Source organism: Nonomuraea longispora (assembly GCF_004348345.1).
Lineage (GTDB): Bacteria > Actinomycetota > Actinomycetes > Streptosporangiales > Streptosporangiaceae > Nonomuraea > Nonomuraea longispora.
Genome location: NZ_SMJZ01000065.1, coordinates 1 through 14,592 on the forward strand (window position 1 = coordinate 1; position 14,592 = coordinate 14,592).

The following is a 14,592-nucleotide window of genomic DNA, read 5'->3' on the forward strand; positions in this document are numbered from 1 at the left end:
GTCGCCGCCTACCGCATCACGCAGGAAGCGCTCACCAACATCGTCAAGCACTCCGGGGCCGATCACGCCGGCATCCGGCTCACCTGGGAGGACCACAACCTCATGATCGACATCACCGACGACGGGCGAGGCGGCGGGCGCGGGCTGCCCTCCGGCGGCGACGGGCTGATCGGCATCCGCGAGCGCGCCGCCGCCTGCGGCGGCGCCGCCACCGCCGGGCCGCGCACCGACGGCCACGGCTTCGCGGTGTCCGTACGCCTGCCGCTGGCCCGCCCATGACCGTCCGCGTGGTCGTCGCCGACGACCAGGAGCTGGTCAGGGGCGGGTTCGCGATGATCCTCGACGGGCAGCCCGACATCGAGGTGGTCGCCGAGGCGGGCGACGGGGTGGAGGCGGTGACAGCGGTCCGCGAACACACCCCCGACGTGCTCCTGCTCGACATCCGCATGCCCAGGATGGACGGCATCGAGGCCGCCAGGATCGTCTGCGCGGAAACCGGGTGCCGGGTGCTGATGCTCACCACGTTCGACGTGGACGACTACGTCTTCGACGCGCTGCGGGCGGGGGCGAGCGGGTTCCTGCTGAAGGACGTGCGCCGCGACGACCTGGTACACGCGGTCCGCGTGGTGGCGGCGGGCGCGTCGCTGCTCGCGCCGACCGTGACCACGCGGCTGATCTCAGAGTTCACCTCGCGGCCCGCGGCCAGAAGGGTGACGGGTCTGGACGTGCTGACCGCGAGGGAGCGCCAGACGCTCCAGCTGATCGCCCGCGGCCTGTCGAACGCCGAGATCGCCGCGGCCATGGTGGTCAGCGAGCACACGGTGAAGACGCACGTCAGCAACGTGCTGTCCAAGCTGGGGCTGCGTGACAGGGTGCAGGCGGTCATCGCGGCGTACGAGTCGGGGCTGGCCGTTCCTGGGGCGTAACGTCCGGGGCGGCGGCTCCAGGCGGCGCTCCCGACCTGATCAGGTGCCGCCGAGCACGTCTTCCCGCCCTCGCCGGCCAACGGTGTCTCTCCATCGCGCCGGCAACATGCCGGCGAAGGTCAGCGCCAGCGACCCGGCTGAGTCGAAGGCCGAATACTGGGAGATCATCGACCGTAGCGAGCTGGGTGACGGGGTCACGGTCGGCCAGTGCGGGCGAGACCCGCCGCCGGGTCAAGCCGTCGGTCGCTTCCCGGGAGAAACGTCCTACGTGCCCCTGGTATGGGCCGTGCTGGACCGCGCCGTTCGGGACTGGCGCGGCTTCACTATGACGTGCAGGACCTCCGCCGGGCACTACTCCACCCACCCGCCCGGCCGACGACCCGGCCTTGGCCGCCATAACCGAGACCACCTGAGATTTACTCGTGGCTGCTATCTCCCTCATCGAGCCTTTTACACCGCTCCGTGGACGCGACCGGAATGGCCGCGATCAGGCTGAAGCACATCCGGGCCCGTGGGCCGCGTCGAGGAAAGCGCGGAGAAGGCGGGTCAGATTGCGCTGATCCTCGGCAGACATGACGCTGAAGATGTCATCACTGATCTGCTGCTGCAAGCGGGCGATATGGTCGATCGCTCCGAGGCCGTCGTCGGTGAGGGTAAGCCGGAAAGCCCGCCGGTCGCTGGGGTCCGGCCGTCTGGTGATCAGGCCGTCGGATTCCAGCGCGTCCACCAGCGGGGTGATCGCCCGCCCGCTGACGCCGAGCACGTCCGCCAGATCCCGCATACGGCTTCTTGGGCGTTGGTGGAGGGTGGTCAGCAGGCGTACCCGGGCAGGCGAGAGCCCGTGCTCGCCGAACCTTCCGCATCGGACAAAAACACTATTTTGGATTCGATTGATTTGTAGCCGGCGGATCTCGGGCAAGGTCAGGCAGAGGTGGCTCCTCCCCCATGGGATAGCGAGCTGGGAGGGCTTCACCGCGGCCAGGCTGCCCCATCTGCGCTACCTGGCCTGCGACACCGGCGCCGGGCAGGTGCTCGGCGCCGGTCGCCGCGGCGGTCTCGGCCCGGTCGGTCCACGCCGGTGTGGTCGAGCACACAATCTACGTCCATCCAGGCTGTCAGGCGCACGGCATCGGCAAGGCGCTGCTGTCGGCCTTCATCGTCGGCGGCCAGGACGCGGGCGTGTGGACGATCCAGTCCATGGCCGTCCAGACCGGGTCCTCAGCGTTTCGCTAGGGTTTGGTCCTTACCGATCATTGGGGCCGGTGAGGACGTCAAAGTGCAGGCAGGGAGTCCCGATCATCATGAGGGGTTCGATAGAGGCCACGTCGGTGCTGGCGGGGCGCTATCGGGTGGATGCGCTGATCGGCAGGGGCGCGGTGGCCGAGGTGTGGAGCGGTCACGACTTGACGCGCGATTGGCCGGTGGCGGTCAAGCTGTTCGCTCCCCAGATGGCGGACCCGGCGATGCGGGCGCGTTTCGTGAGCGAGGCCCGCATCGCGGCCCGTGTAGTGCACACGAACGTGGTGAGCGTGTTCGACGTGGGCGAGCATGACGGGCGCCCGTTCCTGGTCATGGAGTTACTGTCCGGGCGGAGCCTTGCCGCCGAGATCGCCGAGCGAGGGCCGTTGCCTCCCGAGAAGGTTCGCCATCTGGTGGGCCAGGCCGCCGCCGGGCTGGATGCCGCGCACCGGGCCGACGTGGTGCACCGCGACATCAAGCCCGCCAACCTGCACCTGACCGCGGACGGCCTACTCAAGGTGGTGGACTTCGGCATCGCCCGCCTAGCCGGAGAGGAGATGAGCAGGCTGACCGCGGCGGGCACCGTGGTCGGCACCGCCGCCTATCTGTCGCCCGAGCAGATCCTGGGGCACGGCGGCGATGCCGGCGCGGACCTGTACGCGCTCGGCTGCGTGTGCTACGAACTGCTGTGCGGGCGGCCCCCGTTCGTGGGCGTCCCAACCGAACTGATCCACCAGCATCTCAACCAACCACCGATGCCGCCACGATCGCTGCGGCCGGACATCCCCGCCGACCTGGAGGCGCTGGTGCTGGCGATGCTGGCCAAAGAGCCCGCCGCTCGCCCGGCAAGCGCGGCACAAGTACGGCACGCCCTCCTCTCCATAGGATCACGGCGCGCACCTGGCGGCACCGCCGTGCTCGAGGTGCCAGGCCCGGACACCTGGTCTGGACACGACTCGCCCCGTCGGTGGTCCGCTTCGCGCCTCTACCTGGCCTCCGCCGCCTTCGCCGCGCTGGTCGGCGTCCTGGTACTGACGATCCTGACCGACTCGGCCCGGCAAGGCGCCGCCCCGCCGCCCTCCGCGCTCGCGACATCCCCGGTCACCGCGGCCTCGTCCTCGCTCGGCATGTCCCCGTCCACCGCGCCCACCAGCACGCGGCCGTCGTCTACGACGCGACCTGCCGCATCAAAGGCGCTGGCCTGGCTCGCAGCCTTGGACCGGGCGCTCGCCGCCCACCAGCGGCAAGGCGGCATCGCTCCCGACGTGGCCCGCGAGCTCAGGACCCGCATTGCAGAGGCGCGCGAGAAGCTCAACGAGGGCAAGATCGGCGAGGCTCGCAGTCGAGTTATGGATCTCAGGAAGAGACTCACGAAGGCGCGCAGAGAAGGCAGACTCGCCGATGGTCCTCTGGTCACGTTCCTGGCCCGCTCCGGCATGCCTCTCCCGCCAATCGACCAACAGCCCGATCATGGCCATCCCGGCAAAGGCAGATACAAAGGTCACAAAGGGCACAAATAGCGCCACCCTCACACCGCTACGGTGGCCGCGCCACCGGAGCGCACGCCGGGCTGGAGAACCAGCGCCGCCGCAGTGCCGAGCGCGGCAGCGGGTTCGGGCACGGCCGCCAGGCGCAGCCTCGCCCGCCCACCGTCCCGGTTCAGGTTCAGGTTCAGTCTGCTGATTATCCGGCCTTGAGCATGTTCCGCATCAGCCGCAGAAACCGGCCACGGGTCCACTCCGCCAGCGCCGAGAACATGATCTCGTGATCGAAGCTCCCGAAGCCTCGGCCACGTCTCCCTCGATGAACCAGGTCGCCCCGGTCCAGGCCTCGCCCGCTGTCTGCACACGGTGTGGCAGCCTCGACCGGGACGAAAGCTGTGGGACAGGTCGGAGAACGTCGACTCGTAGTATGCCCCCAGTAGGAGCCACACCACTTCGCCGACGAGCGTGTCCGACCACGGCGGAAGACCCAGGGGCCTGGTCTTGCCGTTCTGCTCCGGGATGTGGATCCGCTTGAAGAAGCCGTGGATCTCGCCGGTGTTCACGGTGAGGAAGAAGGCCGAGTCGTCTGTCATGGGAATCTCCTGTATGGCCGCCGCGAGGCGCAGGCGGAGGAACCGGGCGAAGAGTGGCAGTGTGTGAGACAGGCTCCGTACCATCTGCTGCACGCTTCCCGTCATGGGCCCGAGGTGCTCGATGGAGCTGATCAGACGTTCTTCGCCGAACTGCTCGCCGCCGCTCTCATGCTCTTCGACGAGATCATCGGTATAGAACAGCACCCGATCGTGACGTACGAGCCGGCGCGTGTTGAACCGCGGGGCGGCACCGCCGAAGCCGACGAGTAAGGTGCTCGCACCCTCCAGCACCTCGACGACCCGGTTGCCGCGGATCAGCAACGGCGCCGGGTGGCCTGCGTTGACCCATTCCAAGAAACCCGACCTTATGTCCAGACGGGCCATCTGTGCCGTGACGAACTGGTCGGGGCCGAACTGTTCGTCGATGGCGGTGTCCATGAATTCGTACAGTTCGGCGAGCCCGACGTCGGCGCGCCTGGCGTGCCGGTAGGCGCCAATGGCCACGGTCGCCAGCACGGCGGCGTACATACCATGGCCCATCGCGTCGATGACGGCCGTGTACCGGATCTCGTCGTTGAGGGCGTGGTCCAAGCTGTCCCCGGCGACGTCATAGGCGTTGTAGGCATCGGCGAAACGGTCGAGAAGCGTCTGCAGGCCGGCCAGGGTGGCCGGCTGGTCGGGCTGGGCGCGCAGCCAGTTCTTCATGGTCTGCGTAGGGTCGGCCGAACGGCGAGGTGCCGGCCCCGTGTGGGCTGGTCCTTTTCCGTTCGGCCTCCCTCCGAACCGGGCGGACCCGTTTCCGAGTACCCGGCTCTCCAGCGATCTACTGCGTGAGCGGTGTTGCGGGGTGCCCGTGGATCTGGTCGTGGCAGTTCCCGCAGACCACGAGGGCCTTGCGGCGGATCTTCGCCATGACGTGGGCCCATTGGGGTGTGGGCCGTCCGGGCCAGGAGAGATCGGCGAGCCGTCGGACGTGGTGCACCTGGATGCCGCCCGAGAGGCCGCAGAGCTCGCATCTTCCCGCCGTGAGCCGTCTGACCAGCTCTTTGTTCGGGTAGATGGGCCCGGTGTTCAGGCGGTCGGTGAGAACCGCCCTTTTGTGCCGCTTGAGCGGGATGCCGCCGAACCTGGCGACCAGTGGCTTCTTGCCTTCGCGATGGACTGCCGCCTCGAAGCACGTGCGTTTCCCGTGCGGTGTTTCGGCTTTGGCCTTGAAGCGGGTGGCCATCTTCGTCACCGACGAGCCATGCTTCCCAGCGAGGGTGTGGAGCATGGAGGTCTCCATCACCCAGCGCAGCCGGTGCAGCCGGAAGACGTCTCCGGCGAGCAGGTAGTACTGGACGATGCCCCGGTACTCGGCCCCGAACCGGCCGACGATGTTGTAGTCGGACTCATTCACCATGGGGGTGCGGCACGCGGGTTTCCCGCGTGACAAGTACGGGGCGGACTTGGCCTTGACCACCGAAGCGGGAACGTGCAGGACGACCGTCCCGTTGAGCGATCGGCGGTTGCGCCGGTCGCTCGCGTTCGGTCTTCGCGTCCTGGTCGCGCTGCTCGCCACGGAGATCTCGTAGCCGAGGAACCGCGCCCGCTGGGTGCGGGCGTGGGTGATCAGCGTCTTGTCCGGTGAGAGCTCCAGCTTGAGGTCGTCACGCAGGAACTCGGCCAGACGTCGTTTGATCTCCTCGGCTTCAGCCTTGGGGCCGGCGAACCCGAGCAGGGTGTCGTCGGCGTATCGGCAGTAGCGCAGCCTCCGGTAGCCGGGATCACGGGGGTCCTGGCTGGGAAGGCTGTGCAGCCGCCGGTAGAGAGCTCGCGACTCGGCGCGGTCTCCTTTCCGGCGGGCTCTGGCGATCGCGTGTTCCACAGCTCGGTATTCCGGGTTGCGGGCCCGGAGCTTTCCCCGAGTGAACTCGGGGATCAGAGTCTTCTCGACGAAAACGTCCAACTTGTGCAGGTAGATGTTCGACAAGATCGGGGACGCGATGCCGCCCTGCGGGACCCCGCTGAGCGTCGCGTTCCAGGTCCAGTCCTCCAAGTATCCGGCCGTCAGCATGTTACGCAGCAGCCGCAGGAACCGGTTGTCGTGGATCTTCTCGGCCAGGATCGAGAGCATGACCTCGTGGTCAAGGCTCCCGAAGCAATCGGAGATGTCTCCTTCGACGAACCAGGTCGTCCCGGTCCAGGTATTGGCGACCTCCCGCAGCGCGGTGTGGCAGCCTCGTTTGGGCCGGAACCCGTGAGACCGGTCGGAGAACGTCGGCTCGTAGTAGGCCTCCAGCAGGAGGCGCACGACCTCGCCGACGAGTTTGTCCGACCAGGTCGGCATGCCCAGCGGGCGTGTCTTCCCGTTCTTCTTCGGGATGTGCACCCTTCGGACCGGGCGGAACCGGTAGCGCTCGTGGCGCATCTCGGTGATGATCCGCTCGATCTTCTTCAACGACATGCCGTCCGCGGTCTCCCGCGTGGCCCCCGGCGTCATCGCGCCCTTGTTGGCGTAGACTGTTGGTGGCCGTGTACGCGGCGATGCCGGCCCTGCTGGCCGTACCAGGCGTCTTGTTGCACGGCTGCTCGGGGCTTGGCTCGATCCGCCGCGCCTACCGACTGACCACGTTGCGTTTCCTGCCGACCGCGTTGACGCTGGCCTTCGGTGTCGTCCTCGTTCCCGGCGCGGCGACGTGGGCTCTCGATGCAGGGGCTGCGCCTGCTCCCTGGCCCGCTCGCGGCCCTCGGATGGGGTGTGGCCGGAACCATGCTGGCGCTGGCCATAACGCCCTTCCAGGCCGCTGTGGTGGCGCGCCAGTTCCTCCACTGCATGGCCTGGCGCACTCAAGTGGACGACTCGGACCTGGCACACGGCCTGCCCCACGGCTCGCCGCCGCGCCCGGTCAGGCTCGGTTACCTGCCGGCGGCGCTGCTGCCCGGGGTGCTGTTCAGCGGAGCCGTACTGGTCAATCCGTTCGGGTGGCCGGAGGTCGCCGAGAGGAACGTGACGGAATCCTGGCCCCCTCAGGACTTCTCCGCCTCCGTCCACGACCGCAGACCGGAGCTGCGCCCCTTTGACCTGCAAGCCATACACACCGGACGCGGTGAGCGCCTGATCGTGGTGATGGACGGCTTCGATGACCATGCCAGTCTGCTGGAATGCGCCGATCCCTCGTGCCTGAAAACGAGTTTCGAGTGGGCCGAGCCACGGGGCCGCGCCTCCCGACGGGAGCCCGGCGCGGCCGGCGCACGACTGCCCGACGGGCGTCTCCTGCTGCCCACCTGGATCTCCAACAGGCTCGAACTGCTCACCTGCGAGGCAACCAGATGCCTACGGAGCAGCGCAACCGTCGCGACGACGCGCTCGCCCCCGCACTATGTAGGGGTGGCGCCCGCCGCACGGCAGGACGGCGGCCTGGTCCTGGCCTACGCCGACGATGACCCGACAAGCGGTGAAAGACCAACGCACGACCTCGTCTCCTTCATCTTCTGCGCGGACACGAACTGCGCACGCCCAGAACGCAGACAGGTCGCACGGCTGGAGACAAGCGTATATTCGGCCACCAACCACACCCTGGCCGCCGCCGTCGGCCCTGGAAACCGCCCGGTCGCCGCCCGACTGAACCCCGTCAACGGTCAGATCCATGTGATCTCCTGCCTGGACGTCGCCTGCCACCAGCCGACCGTGACCAGACCCGTGTCTCCCGCCCCGTCGAGCACCGACGACCTGCCCTGGACGTTCGGCCTGGCCATGGCTGTGCGCCCCGACGGCCGCCCGGTCATCACCTACCGGGATCCGCGTGACCAGGCGAACAAGCTGCTCGACTGCCGCACCCCGGACTGCGCCCAGGCCGACGTGCGCACCCTGGGCGCCGGGGACGAGTACCAGCCGGTCCCGGCGCTGGTTCTGGATCGCGCGGGACGGCCGCTGGTGGCCTTCGAGAGCCCCGAGCGCCGGCGGCTCATGCTCGCCATCTGCACCGGCAGCCGCTGCGAGAGCATCCCGGTGTCCACGAACAGAGGCGGCTTCGGACAACGGCTGGCCATGACCCTGAACGCCGACGGCAACCCCACGATCGCCTGGATCGACCACAAGCTCGCGCCACCCGGCCTCAGCTGGAACCTGCACGTCACCACCCCACTCAACCTCACCCCTGACTAGAGGGGAGGCCACCGACCCGGCAGTACCGTTGACGACGGCATGGCCAAGGCCGCACCGACGCGGCAAAGGGGCGGGACGAGGACGGCGGCCGGCCGCGGTGTCTCAGGCCGTCCGATCCCCGCCGTCCGGCGTGCCACGACCGCGGCCGGTCTCTGCCGGCCAGTGCCTCGCGCATGGCGGACAGGGAGGTCGGCTGGTAGCCGACCGGACGGCCCAGCGCAGCGCTCAGCGCCTCGGCGATGTCCCCGCCGCCGATCGCCTCGACGCCTTCCAACTCGTACGTCCCGCCCGCGTGGCGGCTGCGGCGGCCTGCGACGAGGTCGTGCTGGACCTCCGCCGCCAACCGGACCGCCACGTCGGCCAGGTCCGCCCTCGCCACGACGGACGCCCGTCCCGCGCCGAGCGCGGCGGCGAAGACGCCGGTCTCTCGGCGGCCGACGCGGCGGAGGCCACGGCCACCCCCACCGGGATCTCGGCATAGAGGCCGTTGCGCAGGATCGTCACCTCGAACGGGGCCTCGGCGAGGCGCGCTTCGGTCCAGCGGTGCGGCAGCGCGATCGTCATCGGATCGCCCGAACCCGCCAGGCTGGTGTAGACGACATGCCGGACGCCCACGGCCTCGGCCGCGTTCACCACGGCGTCATGGCGGGCGAGCACCACGTCGTCCTCGGCGTACCCGGCCGAGACGAACACCAGAACGTCCACGCCTCGAAAGCCGCCGGCCAGCGATGCCGGGTCGTCGAAGTCGATCCGTCGCGCGCTGACCCCATCACCCGACCGGGTGCCGCCGACCACGTCCAGGCCGTCCTCCTTGGAGAGGCCGCGGAAGATCAAGTTGCCGAGCCCGCCGGAAATACCGGTGACGAGAATCATTTGCCGCTCCTCGATGTTGGTGCAGATGGGGCGCAACCGATCATCCGTGCCGGACCGCGGCACCGTAAGGAGGCACTTTCGTGTCAGTGAGGAACACGGCGGTAAGCCCACAGGTCAGCCGGCCCTCTGCCCGCCGGGCCGTGTGGCGAAGACGACTGCGGGATCCGCGACGTGCTGGACCGTCTCGGTGATCGGTGGACCGTGCTGGTCCTGGTCGAGCTGTCGAAGGGAACGCGCCGCTTCCGGGAGCTGGAACGTGCGATCCCGGGCATCTCGCAGCGGATGCTCACGCTGACGACCAAACGGCTGTGCCGCGACGGGCTGGTCGAACGGACCGTCTATCCGACCACCCCACCGCAGACGGACTACCGGCTCACCCCGATGGGCAAGAGCCTGGGAGGCATGGTGTCGGCCCTGGCCGACTGGTCCCGCGACCACAGGGACGCCATCACCGCCGCCCGCGAACGCTGGGACGACAGCGACCTGTAGGCCGCGGGACAGGTCTGCTCCGCGATATTCGGAAGATCCGCAGTCGCGTGCCGAAGTCGCCGCCCTCGCCGTCCGGCGGCGCCTTCACCCCGATCTCGACCGTCACGCATCCAGGGCGGTGTCCAGCACGGCAAGGCTACGTCCAGCGGCGGATCGCGTCGATCGTGGTCTCCGGCGTGGTGTTGAAGCAGAACCGGATGCCGGGCTCCGCCGCCACCAGCACGTTGACCAGCCGCTCGAAGAGCGCGGTGTGCTCCGGCACCACCCGCACGCCCGCCCCGATCATGGCTAGGCCGAAAGGGCCATCGGCGGACAGCCGCTCACGCACGCTCTTCTCCGCCGCATCGGGATCGGTGCCGACGAGGCACGCCACGGTGTCCAGCCCGACCGCGTGCAGCGCTGCCTCACCCTGTTCGATACGGGCAGCCAGAGTCGCCTCGTCCATGCCGGGATGGTCGGAGAAGTCGATCGCGCTCGGGTGCAGGCCGATCGTCAAGATCTTGGTCATGTGGTGCTCCTACCAGGGGACGGGGCCGTTGCGGTCGAAGAATCCGCCCGTCGGCCCCTCGCGGTCCAGCGTGGCCAGCCGGATCACCGCCTCGGCGGCGTCCGCGACGGTGTCCATGCCCGTGTGATGGTTCATGTCGGTCGCGGGGTTGCCCGGATCGGCGGCGTTGACCTTGAAGCCGGGCAGCGCACGGGCGTACTGGGAGACGATCATATTGAGTGCGGCCTTGGAGGAGGCGTAGTCCAGGCTCAGGAAGCCGGACTCGGGACGTGCGGGGTCGCAGGCGTAGGTCAGCGACGCAAGGGCGCTGGAGACCATGACGATCCGGGGATGCTCCGACTCGCGCAGGAGCCGCAGGAAGGCGCGGGTGACCCGTACCGGGCCGAACACGTTGGCTTCGTACAGAACCCGCAGCAGGTCCGCGCCCATGTCGGCGGGATCCATCAGCGGGCCGCCGATTCCGGCGTTGTTGACCAGCACGTCAAGACGGCCGGCCCTCATGGCCACCGTCTCGGCCGCCGCGGCGACGGAGTCGTCCGACGTCACATCGAGCTGGACGAACTCGACGCCGAGCGCGTCCGCCGCCCGCGTGCCACGTTCATGGTCCCGGGCGGTCAGGAACACCCGCCAGCCCTGCTCCGACAGGCGGCGTACCGTCTCCCTGCCCAGACCCTTGTTCGCTCCGGTGACCAGCGCCACCGTCTTCGTATCCGCTGCCGCGGGTGCATCGGCCGCCATCGGCTCGTCGGCTTTGGTGTGAGTTGTCATGGATTGATCGTCCGAGTAAGGGTCGGTTGTCACCAGGACCGCTCCGGTCTGGTACTGCCCGTACCACCCGGCGTGGGACATCGGTGAGGCAGGATCGAAGGGTGAACCGCGCCGAGCTCGCCGCAGTCCTTCGCCAGGCCCGCTCACGCCTGCGACCGCAGGATGTCGGCCTGCCGTCGGGCACCCGCCGCCAGGTGCCCGGCCTGCGCCGCGAGGAGGTGGCCATGCTCGCGGGACTGAGCGTCGAGTACGTCGTCCGGCTGGAGCAGGGGCGCGGCGCGCGGCCGTCCGCCCAGGTCGTCGCGTCACTGGCGCAGGCCCTGCGGCTTGACGACGACGACCGCGAGCTGGTGTTCCGCCTGGCTGGTCACGAGCCGCCACAGTCCGGACGGGTCCACATGGTGGTACGCCCGAGCGTCCTCCGGTTGCTGGACCGCATGGCGGACCTGCCGGTGCTGGTGCTGTCGGCCAAGGGCGACGTACTGGCCTGGAACCCGCTGGCGGCGGCGCTGCAGGGCGACATGTCCGCATGGCCCCGGCACCGGCGCAACCTCATCTGGCAGCGCTTCCTCGGCAGCAGCCGCTGCCAGGTCGCCGCGGACCTGGGCGAGGACGAAGCCACCACCCGCGCCGCCGTCGGCACGCTGCGCGCCGCCCAGGCCCGATACCCGCGTGACCCCGACCTCGCCCGCATGATCAGCGAGCTGCGCCGCAGCAGTCCCCGGTTCGAGGAGCTCTGGCAGGAGGGACGATCCGCGGCCTGGCGTGCGGCCACCAAGAGCATCCGCCACCCCCAGCTCGGCACGATCACGCTCGACTGCGACACCCTCATGCTCCCCGACACCGACCAGACCGTACTCGTGTACTCCGCCGAACCGGGAAGCCCCGAAGCCGCGGCCCTCGACATGCTCAGGGTCACCGGACTGCAGCAACTGTGAGGTCGGCTGCCCGAGGAGGGAAGTGATCTCTCGTGCTCGACAGGAGAAGGAGACCCGGCTCGGCTCGGCGACCGGAACGCTGTAGACCAGCACGGTCTACGACACTGTGGCCAAGGGCTCGCCCACCTCGTGGACCCGGTACGTGGGGGGCGACGACGTCTACACCAGGACGGTCGTGGGCTACGACGAGGCGGGGCGGCCGACCGGTGAGGCGGTGACGAATCGCAGGTGCGATCAGGCGACCTTGAGGACGAGCTTGCCCGTGGTCGTGCCGGATTCGATGCGCCGGTGCGCCTCGGCGGCCTGCTCCAGGTCCTCGCCCCGAAGCCGCATAGTGGTGCGCCGGTCGCGTAGCTGGGCGGTTTCGTCCTTGGACAGCTCGTGCCGTGTCCGGCCGCTTACCATGGCGAGCAACCAGTAGAAGTAGACCTCGTTGGTGGCGTAGCCCGCCATGGCCTCGTTGATGAGTAGATGGCATCGACGTGAACGGTCCCTGCCTGCACTCCGACGTGGGAGTCTGTGGCCACGTTCTCGACGCGGTGCTCCGGCTCGGTCATGACAAGGACTGGGTCAGGGCAACGATGACGGTCAGCTCGGCTGCCAGGTCGGCCACGTCACCGACGAGCCCGCGCAGCTTCTTCAGCGCCAGCGTCAGCGTGTTCGCGCGGTCCGGTGTCTTCGTCTCCAGCGCCTGGTCTGCCGTGACGAGCTCCGCCTCGGCCGCCTTGTACGTCGCCTCATCCAGACGTCCGTCCGCCCACACCTGCCACAGCCGGGAGGGGAACCCGGCCAGTGCCTCGGGGAGCTCCGCCGGCTGGGACGTCTGAGGAGCGATCCGGATACCGCCGTGCACGGTGCCCGCCTGCACTCCCACGTGAGCGTTTCCCTGGGCGATATTCGTGTTCGTCTCGGGCATGGCAGAGCTCCTAGTCGTGGGACGTTCGGTGGACAACTCCTCGGCCAGCGCCGCGGCGAACGTGGCCGCGTTGGCGACAGCCCTCGGCTGCCACTGCTCGCGGTCCGTGGCCTCCTTGGTGCCGTCGGCCCGGTCGCTGATGCCCCGGATGACGACGACGGGCACCTGGTTCAAGTGGCCGGCCTGTGCCACGCCGGCGCCCTCCATCTCGATCGCACACGCATCGTTGTAGTGCTCACGAATCCAGTGGGCGTGCTCGGAGAGCCGGGAGTTCAGCACTACCTCCGGCTCTGTCGCTGATCTTAGGACGTGGAACGATCTGGTAGTTGATCGTTTGCGGAGTGCGTTCCGGGATGCGTTGAGGAGTTACTCCCGCATTGGGCGGGGATCGTGGTCGAGGTCGTGGAGCGGGTCGCGGGGAGGTGACCCTGCACGCCCGAGGCCGAGCAGATGAGGGGGTCTGCCCGCACTGTGGTGTGGCTTCGGGCCGGGTGCATGACCGATACGTCCGGCGGCTGGCCGACGCCGCGCTGAGCGGTATCAAGACCGTGCTGGCGGTGACGATACGGCGCTTCAAGTGCATGAACACCAGGTGTGCGGCGGCGACGTTCGCCGAGCAGGTCGAGGGGCTAACCAGCCCGCACGCCCGCTACACACCGCTGTTGAGGCAGATGCTGACGTCGGTGGCGGTGAGCATGGCCGCCCGGACGGGCGCCCGGCTGGCGGCTCGGCTAGGGATGCCGGTCGCCAAGGACACCCTGCTGCGGCTGGTCCGATCACATCCCGAGCCGAGCATCGGCAGGGTGCGGGCCGTTGCGGTGGACGACTTCGCCCTGCGCAAGGGCGACGTCTACGCCACGATCGTGGTCGACTTGGAGGCCCGGCGTCCGGTGGAGGTGCTCCCAGGCCGGGAGGCAGCCCCGGTGGCCGAGTGGCTGGCCGCTCACCCTGAAGTGGAGATCGTCACCCGGGACCGCGCCCGTGCCTACGCCGAGGCCGCCCGCATCGGAGCACCTCAAGCCCTGCAAGTTGTAGATCGCTGGCACGTCTGGAACAACCTGACCGAAGCCGTCGAGAAGACGGTCGGCATGCACCACGGCTGCGTCAAGCAATCGTACGCCGAACTGCCCGGCAACTGCGGCGAGCTTGCGGCCCCGCCTGAACCGCCGGACGGCCTCCTGGACGTCCACGGCCGCGAACGCGCTCTGGTGACCCGGACGACCAGGCGATACGCCGAGGTTCAGGAATTGGTGGCCAAGGGGTGCTCGCTCAAGGGCATCAGCCGCGACCTGAACCTCGACCACTACGCCGTACGCCGCTACGCCCGCGCGGCCGGCCTGGAGGAGGACGCGCAGTGCGACCTGCCCGTTGACCGTCCTGCTACGGCGGGTGGTCTTGCGGCTGTTGTGCTGGACGATGATCTCGTAGCCGGGGAATCGCGCCGGTCCGGGCATGGGTGATCAGCGTCTTGTCTGATCGACAGCTCCCACGTCCGGGCGTTCAAGGGCGGCCCAGAACCGGCCCGAGCCCGGTCGACCGCGCCAAGCCGGGCTCGAGACACCACGTCATCACGTGAAGGTGGAGGCATCCCCCTCGCCGTCTCTCTGACCGGCGGCCACCGCAACGACGTCACGCAGCTCATGCCCTTGATCAAGGCCATCCCGCCGGTACGCGGACGTGCCGGCCTGAAGGGACGGCGCGTCCTACCGGG

The 14,592-nt window shown here is 69.1% G+C and carries 16 protein-coding genes and 1 pseudogene; 9 read left to right on the forward strand and 8 right to left on the reverse strand.

The window, feature by feature from the left end:
• Both E1267_RS18550 and E1267_RS18555 read left to right on the forward strand, forming a co-directional pair.
• A partial coding sequence (locus E1267_RS18550; RefSeq protein ID WP_342774840.1) for an ATP-binding protein occupies nucleotides 1–279 on the forward strand: 279 nt, incomplete at its 5' end.
• On the forward strand, nucleotides 276–926 hold the full coding sequence (locus E1267_RS18555) for a response regulator (protein WP_132333832.1): 651 nt from the start codon (nucleotides 276–278) through the stop codon (nucleotides 924–926). The genes E1267_RS18550 and E1267_RS18555, both read left to right, overlap by 4 nt.
• Nucleotides 927–1,413: 487 nt before the next feature.
• On the opposite strand, the gene E1267_RS46455 is transcribed toward E1267_RS18555, so the two are convergent.
• Entirely contained in the window at nucleotides 1,414–1,899 is a 486-nt protein-coding gene (locus E1267_RS46455) for a MarR family winged helix-turn-helix transcriptional regulator (protein WP_165959674.1), read from the reverse strand.
• A gap of 107 nt (nucleotides 1,900–2,006) precedes the next feature.
• On the opposite strand from E1267_RS46455, the gene E1267_RS44420 reads away from it, so the two are divergent.
• Nucleotides 2,007–2,159: a GNAT family N-acetyltransferase gene (locus E1267_RS44420; RefSeq protein ID WP_165959675.1), complete on the forward strand. Its 153-nt coding sequence runs from the start codon at nucleotides 2,007–2,009 to the stop codon at nucleotides 2,157–2,159.
• A 68-nt stretch (nucleotides 2,160–2,227) separates the two neighbouring features.
• Nucleotides 2,228–3,685, forward strand: coding sequence for a serine/threonine-protein kinase (locus E1267_RS18565; RefSeq protein WP_132333834.1), 1,458 nt, complete (start codon nucleotides 2,228–2,230; stop codon nucleotides 3,683–3,685).
• Nucleotides 3,686–3,693: 8 nt separating this feature from the next.
• Here E1267_RS18565 and E1267_RS45695 read toward each other — a convergent pair whose 3' ends face one another.
• Together E1267_RS45695 and E1267_RS18580 are read right to left on the reverse strand one after the other, a co-directional pair.
• Nucleotides 3,694–4,947 (reverse strand): SpoIIE family protein phosphatase, encoded by a 1,254-nt coding sequence (locus E1267_RS45695; protein WP_220449559.1) that lies wholly within the window; start codon nucleotides 4,945–4,947, stop codon nucleotides 3,694–3,696.
• Between the two features lie 118 nt (nucleotides 4,948–5,065).
• Nucleotides 5,066–6,724: a reverse transcriptase/maturase family protein gene (locus tag E1267_RS18580; RefSeq protein WP_132333835.1), complete on the reverse strand. Its 1,659-nt coding sequence runs from the start codon at nucleotides 6,722–6,724 to the stop codon at nucleotides 5,066–5,068.
• A gap of 168 nt (nucleotides 6,725–6,892) precedes the next feature.
• On the opposite strand from E1267_RS18580, the gene E1267_RS18585 reads away from it, so the two are divergent.
• The gene (locus E1267_RS18585) at nucleotides 6,893–8,389 is read left to right on the forward strand and encodes a hypothetical protein (RefSeq protein ID WP_132333836.1); all 1,497 of its coding nucleotides are present in this window, start codon (nucleotides 6,893–6,895) and stop codon (nucleotides 8,387–8,389) included.
• Between the two features lie 225 nt (nucleotides 8,390–8,614).
• On the opposite strand, the gene E1267_RS18590 is transcribed toward E1267_RS18585, so the two are convergent.
• Nucleotides 8,615–9,262 carry an NAD(P)H-binding protein gene (locus E1267_RS18590; RefSeq protein ID WP_246063995.1) on the reverse strand — a complete coding sequence of 216 codons (648 nt, stop codon included), beginning with the start codon at nucleotides 9,260–9,262 and terminating at the stop codon, nucleotides 8,615–8,617.
• Between the two features lie 171 nt (nucleotides 9,263–9,433).
• Between E1267_RS18590 and E1267_RS18595 the strand changes: the two genes are divergently transcribed.
• Nucleotides 9,434–9,751 (forward strand): winged helix-turn-helix transcriptional regulator, encoded by a 318-nt coding sequence (locus E1267_RS18595; protein ID WP_132333837.1) that lies wholly within the window; start codon nucleotides 9,434–9,436, stop codon nucleotides 9,749–9,751.
• Between the two features lie 136 nt (nucleotides 9,752–9,887).
• Here the strand turns inward: E1267_RS18595 and E1267_RS18600 are convergent, their stop codons facing one another.
• Nucleotides 9,888–10,259: a hypothetical protein gene (locus E1267_RS18600; RefSeq protein ID WP_132333838.1), complete on the reverse strand. Its 372-nt coding sequence runs from the start codon at nucleotides 10,257–10,259 to the stop codon at nucleotides 9,888–9,890.
• 9 nt (nucleotides 10,260–10,268) lie between these two features.
• On the reverse strand, nucleotides 10,269–11,027 hold the full coding sequence (locus E1267_RS18605; RefSeq protein WP_246063996.1) for an SDR family oxidoreductase: 759 nt from the start codon (nucleotides 11,025–11,027) through the stop codon (nucleotides 10,269–10,271).
• Between the two features lie 101 nt (nucleotides 11,028–11,128).
• Between E1267_RS18605 and E1267_RS18610 the strand changes: the two genes are divergently transcribed.
• The gene (locus tag E1267_RS18610; RefSeq protein ID WP_132333839.1) at nucleotides 11,129–11,965 is read left to right on the forward strand and encodes a helix-turn-helix transcriptional regulator; all 837 of its coding nucleotides are present in this window, start codon (nucleotides 11,129–11,131) and stop codon (nucleotides 11,963–11,965) included.
• A gap of 234 nt (nucleotides 11,966–12,199) precedes the next feature.
• Here the strand turns inward: E1267_RS18610 and E1267_RS46460 are convergent, their stop codons facing one another.
• Together E1267_RS46460 and E1267_RS18620 are read right to left on the reverse strand one after the other, a co-directional pair.
• Nucleotides 12,200–12,418, reverse strand: a complete 219-nt coding sequence (locus E1267_RS46460) for a zinc-binding dehydrogenase (RefSeq protein ID WP_246063997.1) — start codon at nucleotides 12,416–12,418, stop codon at nucleotides 12,200–12,202.
• 100 nt (nucleotides 12,419–12,518) lie between these two features.
• Nucleotides 12,519–13,160, reverse strand: coding sequence for a 5'-methylthioadenosine/S-adenosylhomocysteine nucleosidase family protein (locus tag E1267_RS18620; RefSeq protein ID WP_220449560.1), 642 nt, complete (start codon nucleotides 13,158–13,160; stop codon nucleotides 12,519–12,521).
• Nucleotides 13,161–13,303: 143 nt separating this feature from the next.
• Between E1267_RS18620 and E1267_RS44425 the strand changes: the two genes are divergently transcribed.
• Nucleotides 13,304–14,341: an ISL3 family transposase gene (locus tag E1267_RS44425; RefSeq protein WP_165959676.1), complete on the forward strand. Its 1,038-nt coding sequence runs from the start codon at nucleotides 13,304–13,306 to the stop codon at nucleotides 14,339–14,341.
• Nucleotides 14,342–14,350: 9 nt separating this feature from the next.
• A pseudogene (locus E1267_RS46465) lies at nucleotides 14,351–14,581 on the forward strand (transposase); the annotation flags it as partial.
• Between the last annotated feature and the right edge of the window lie 11 nt (nucleotides 14,582–14,592).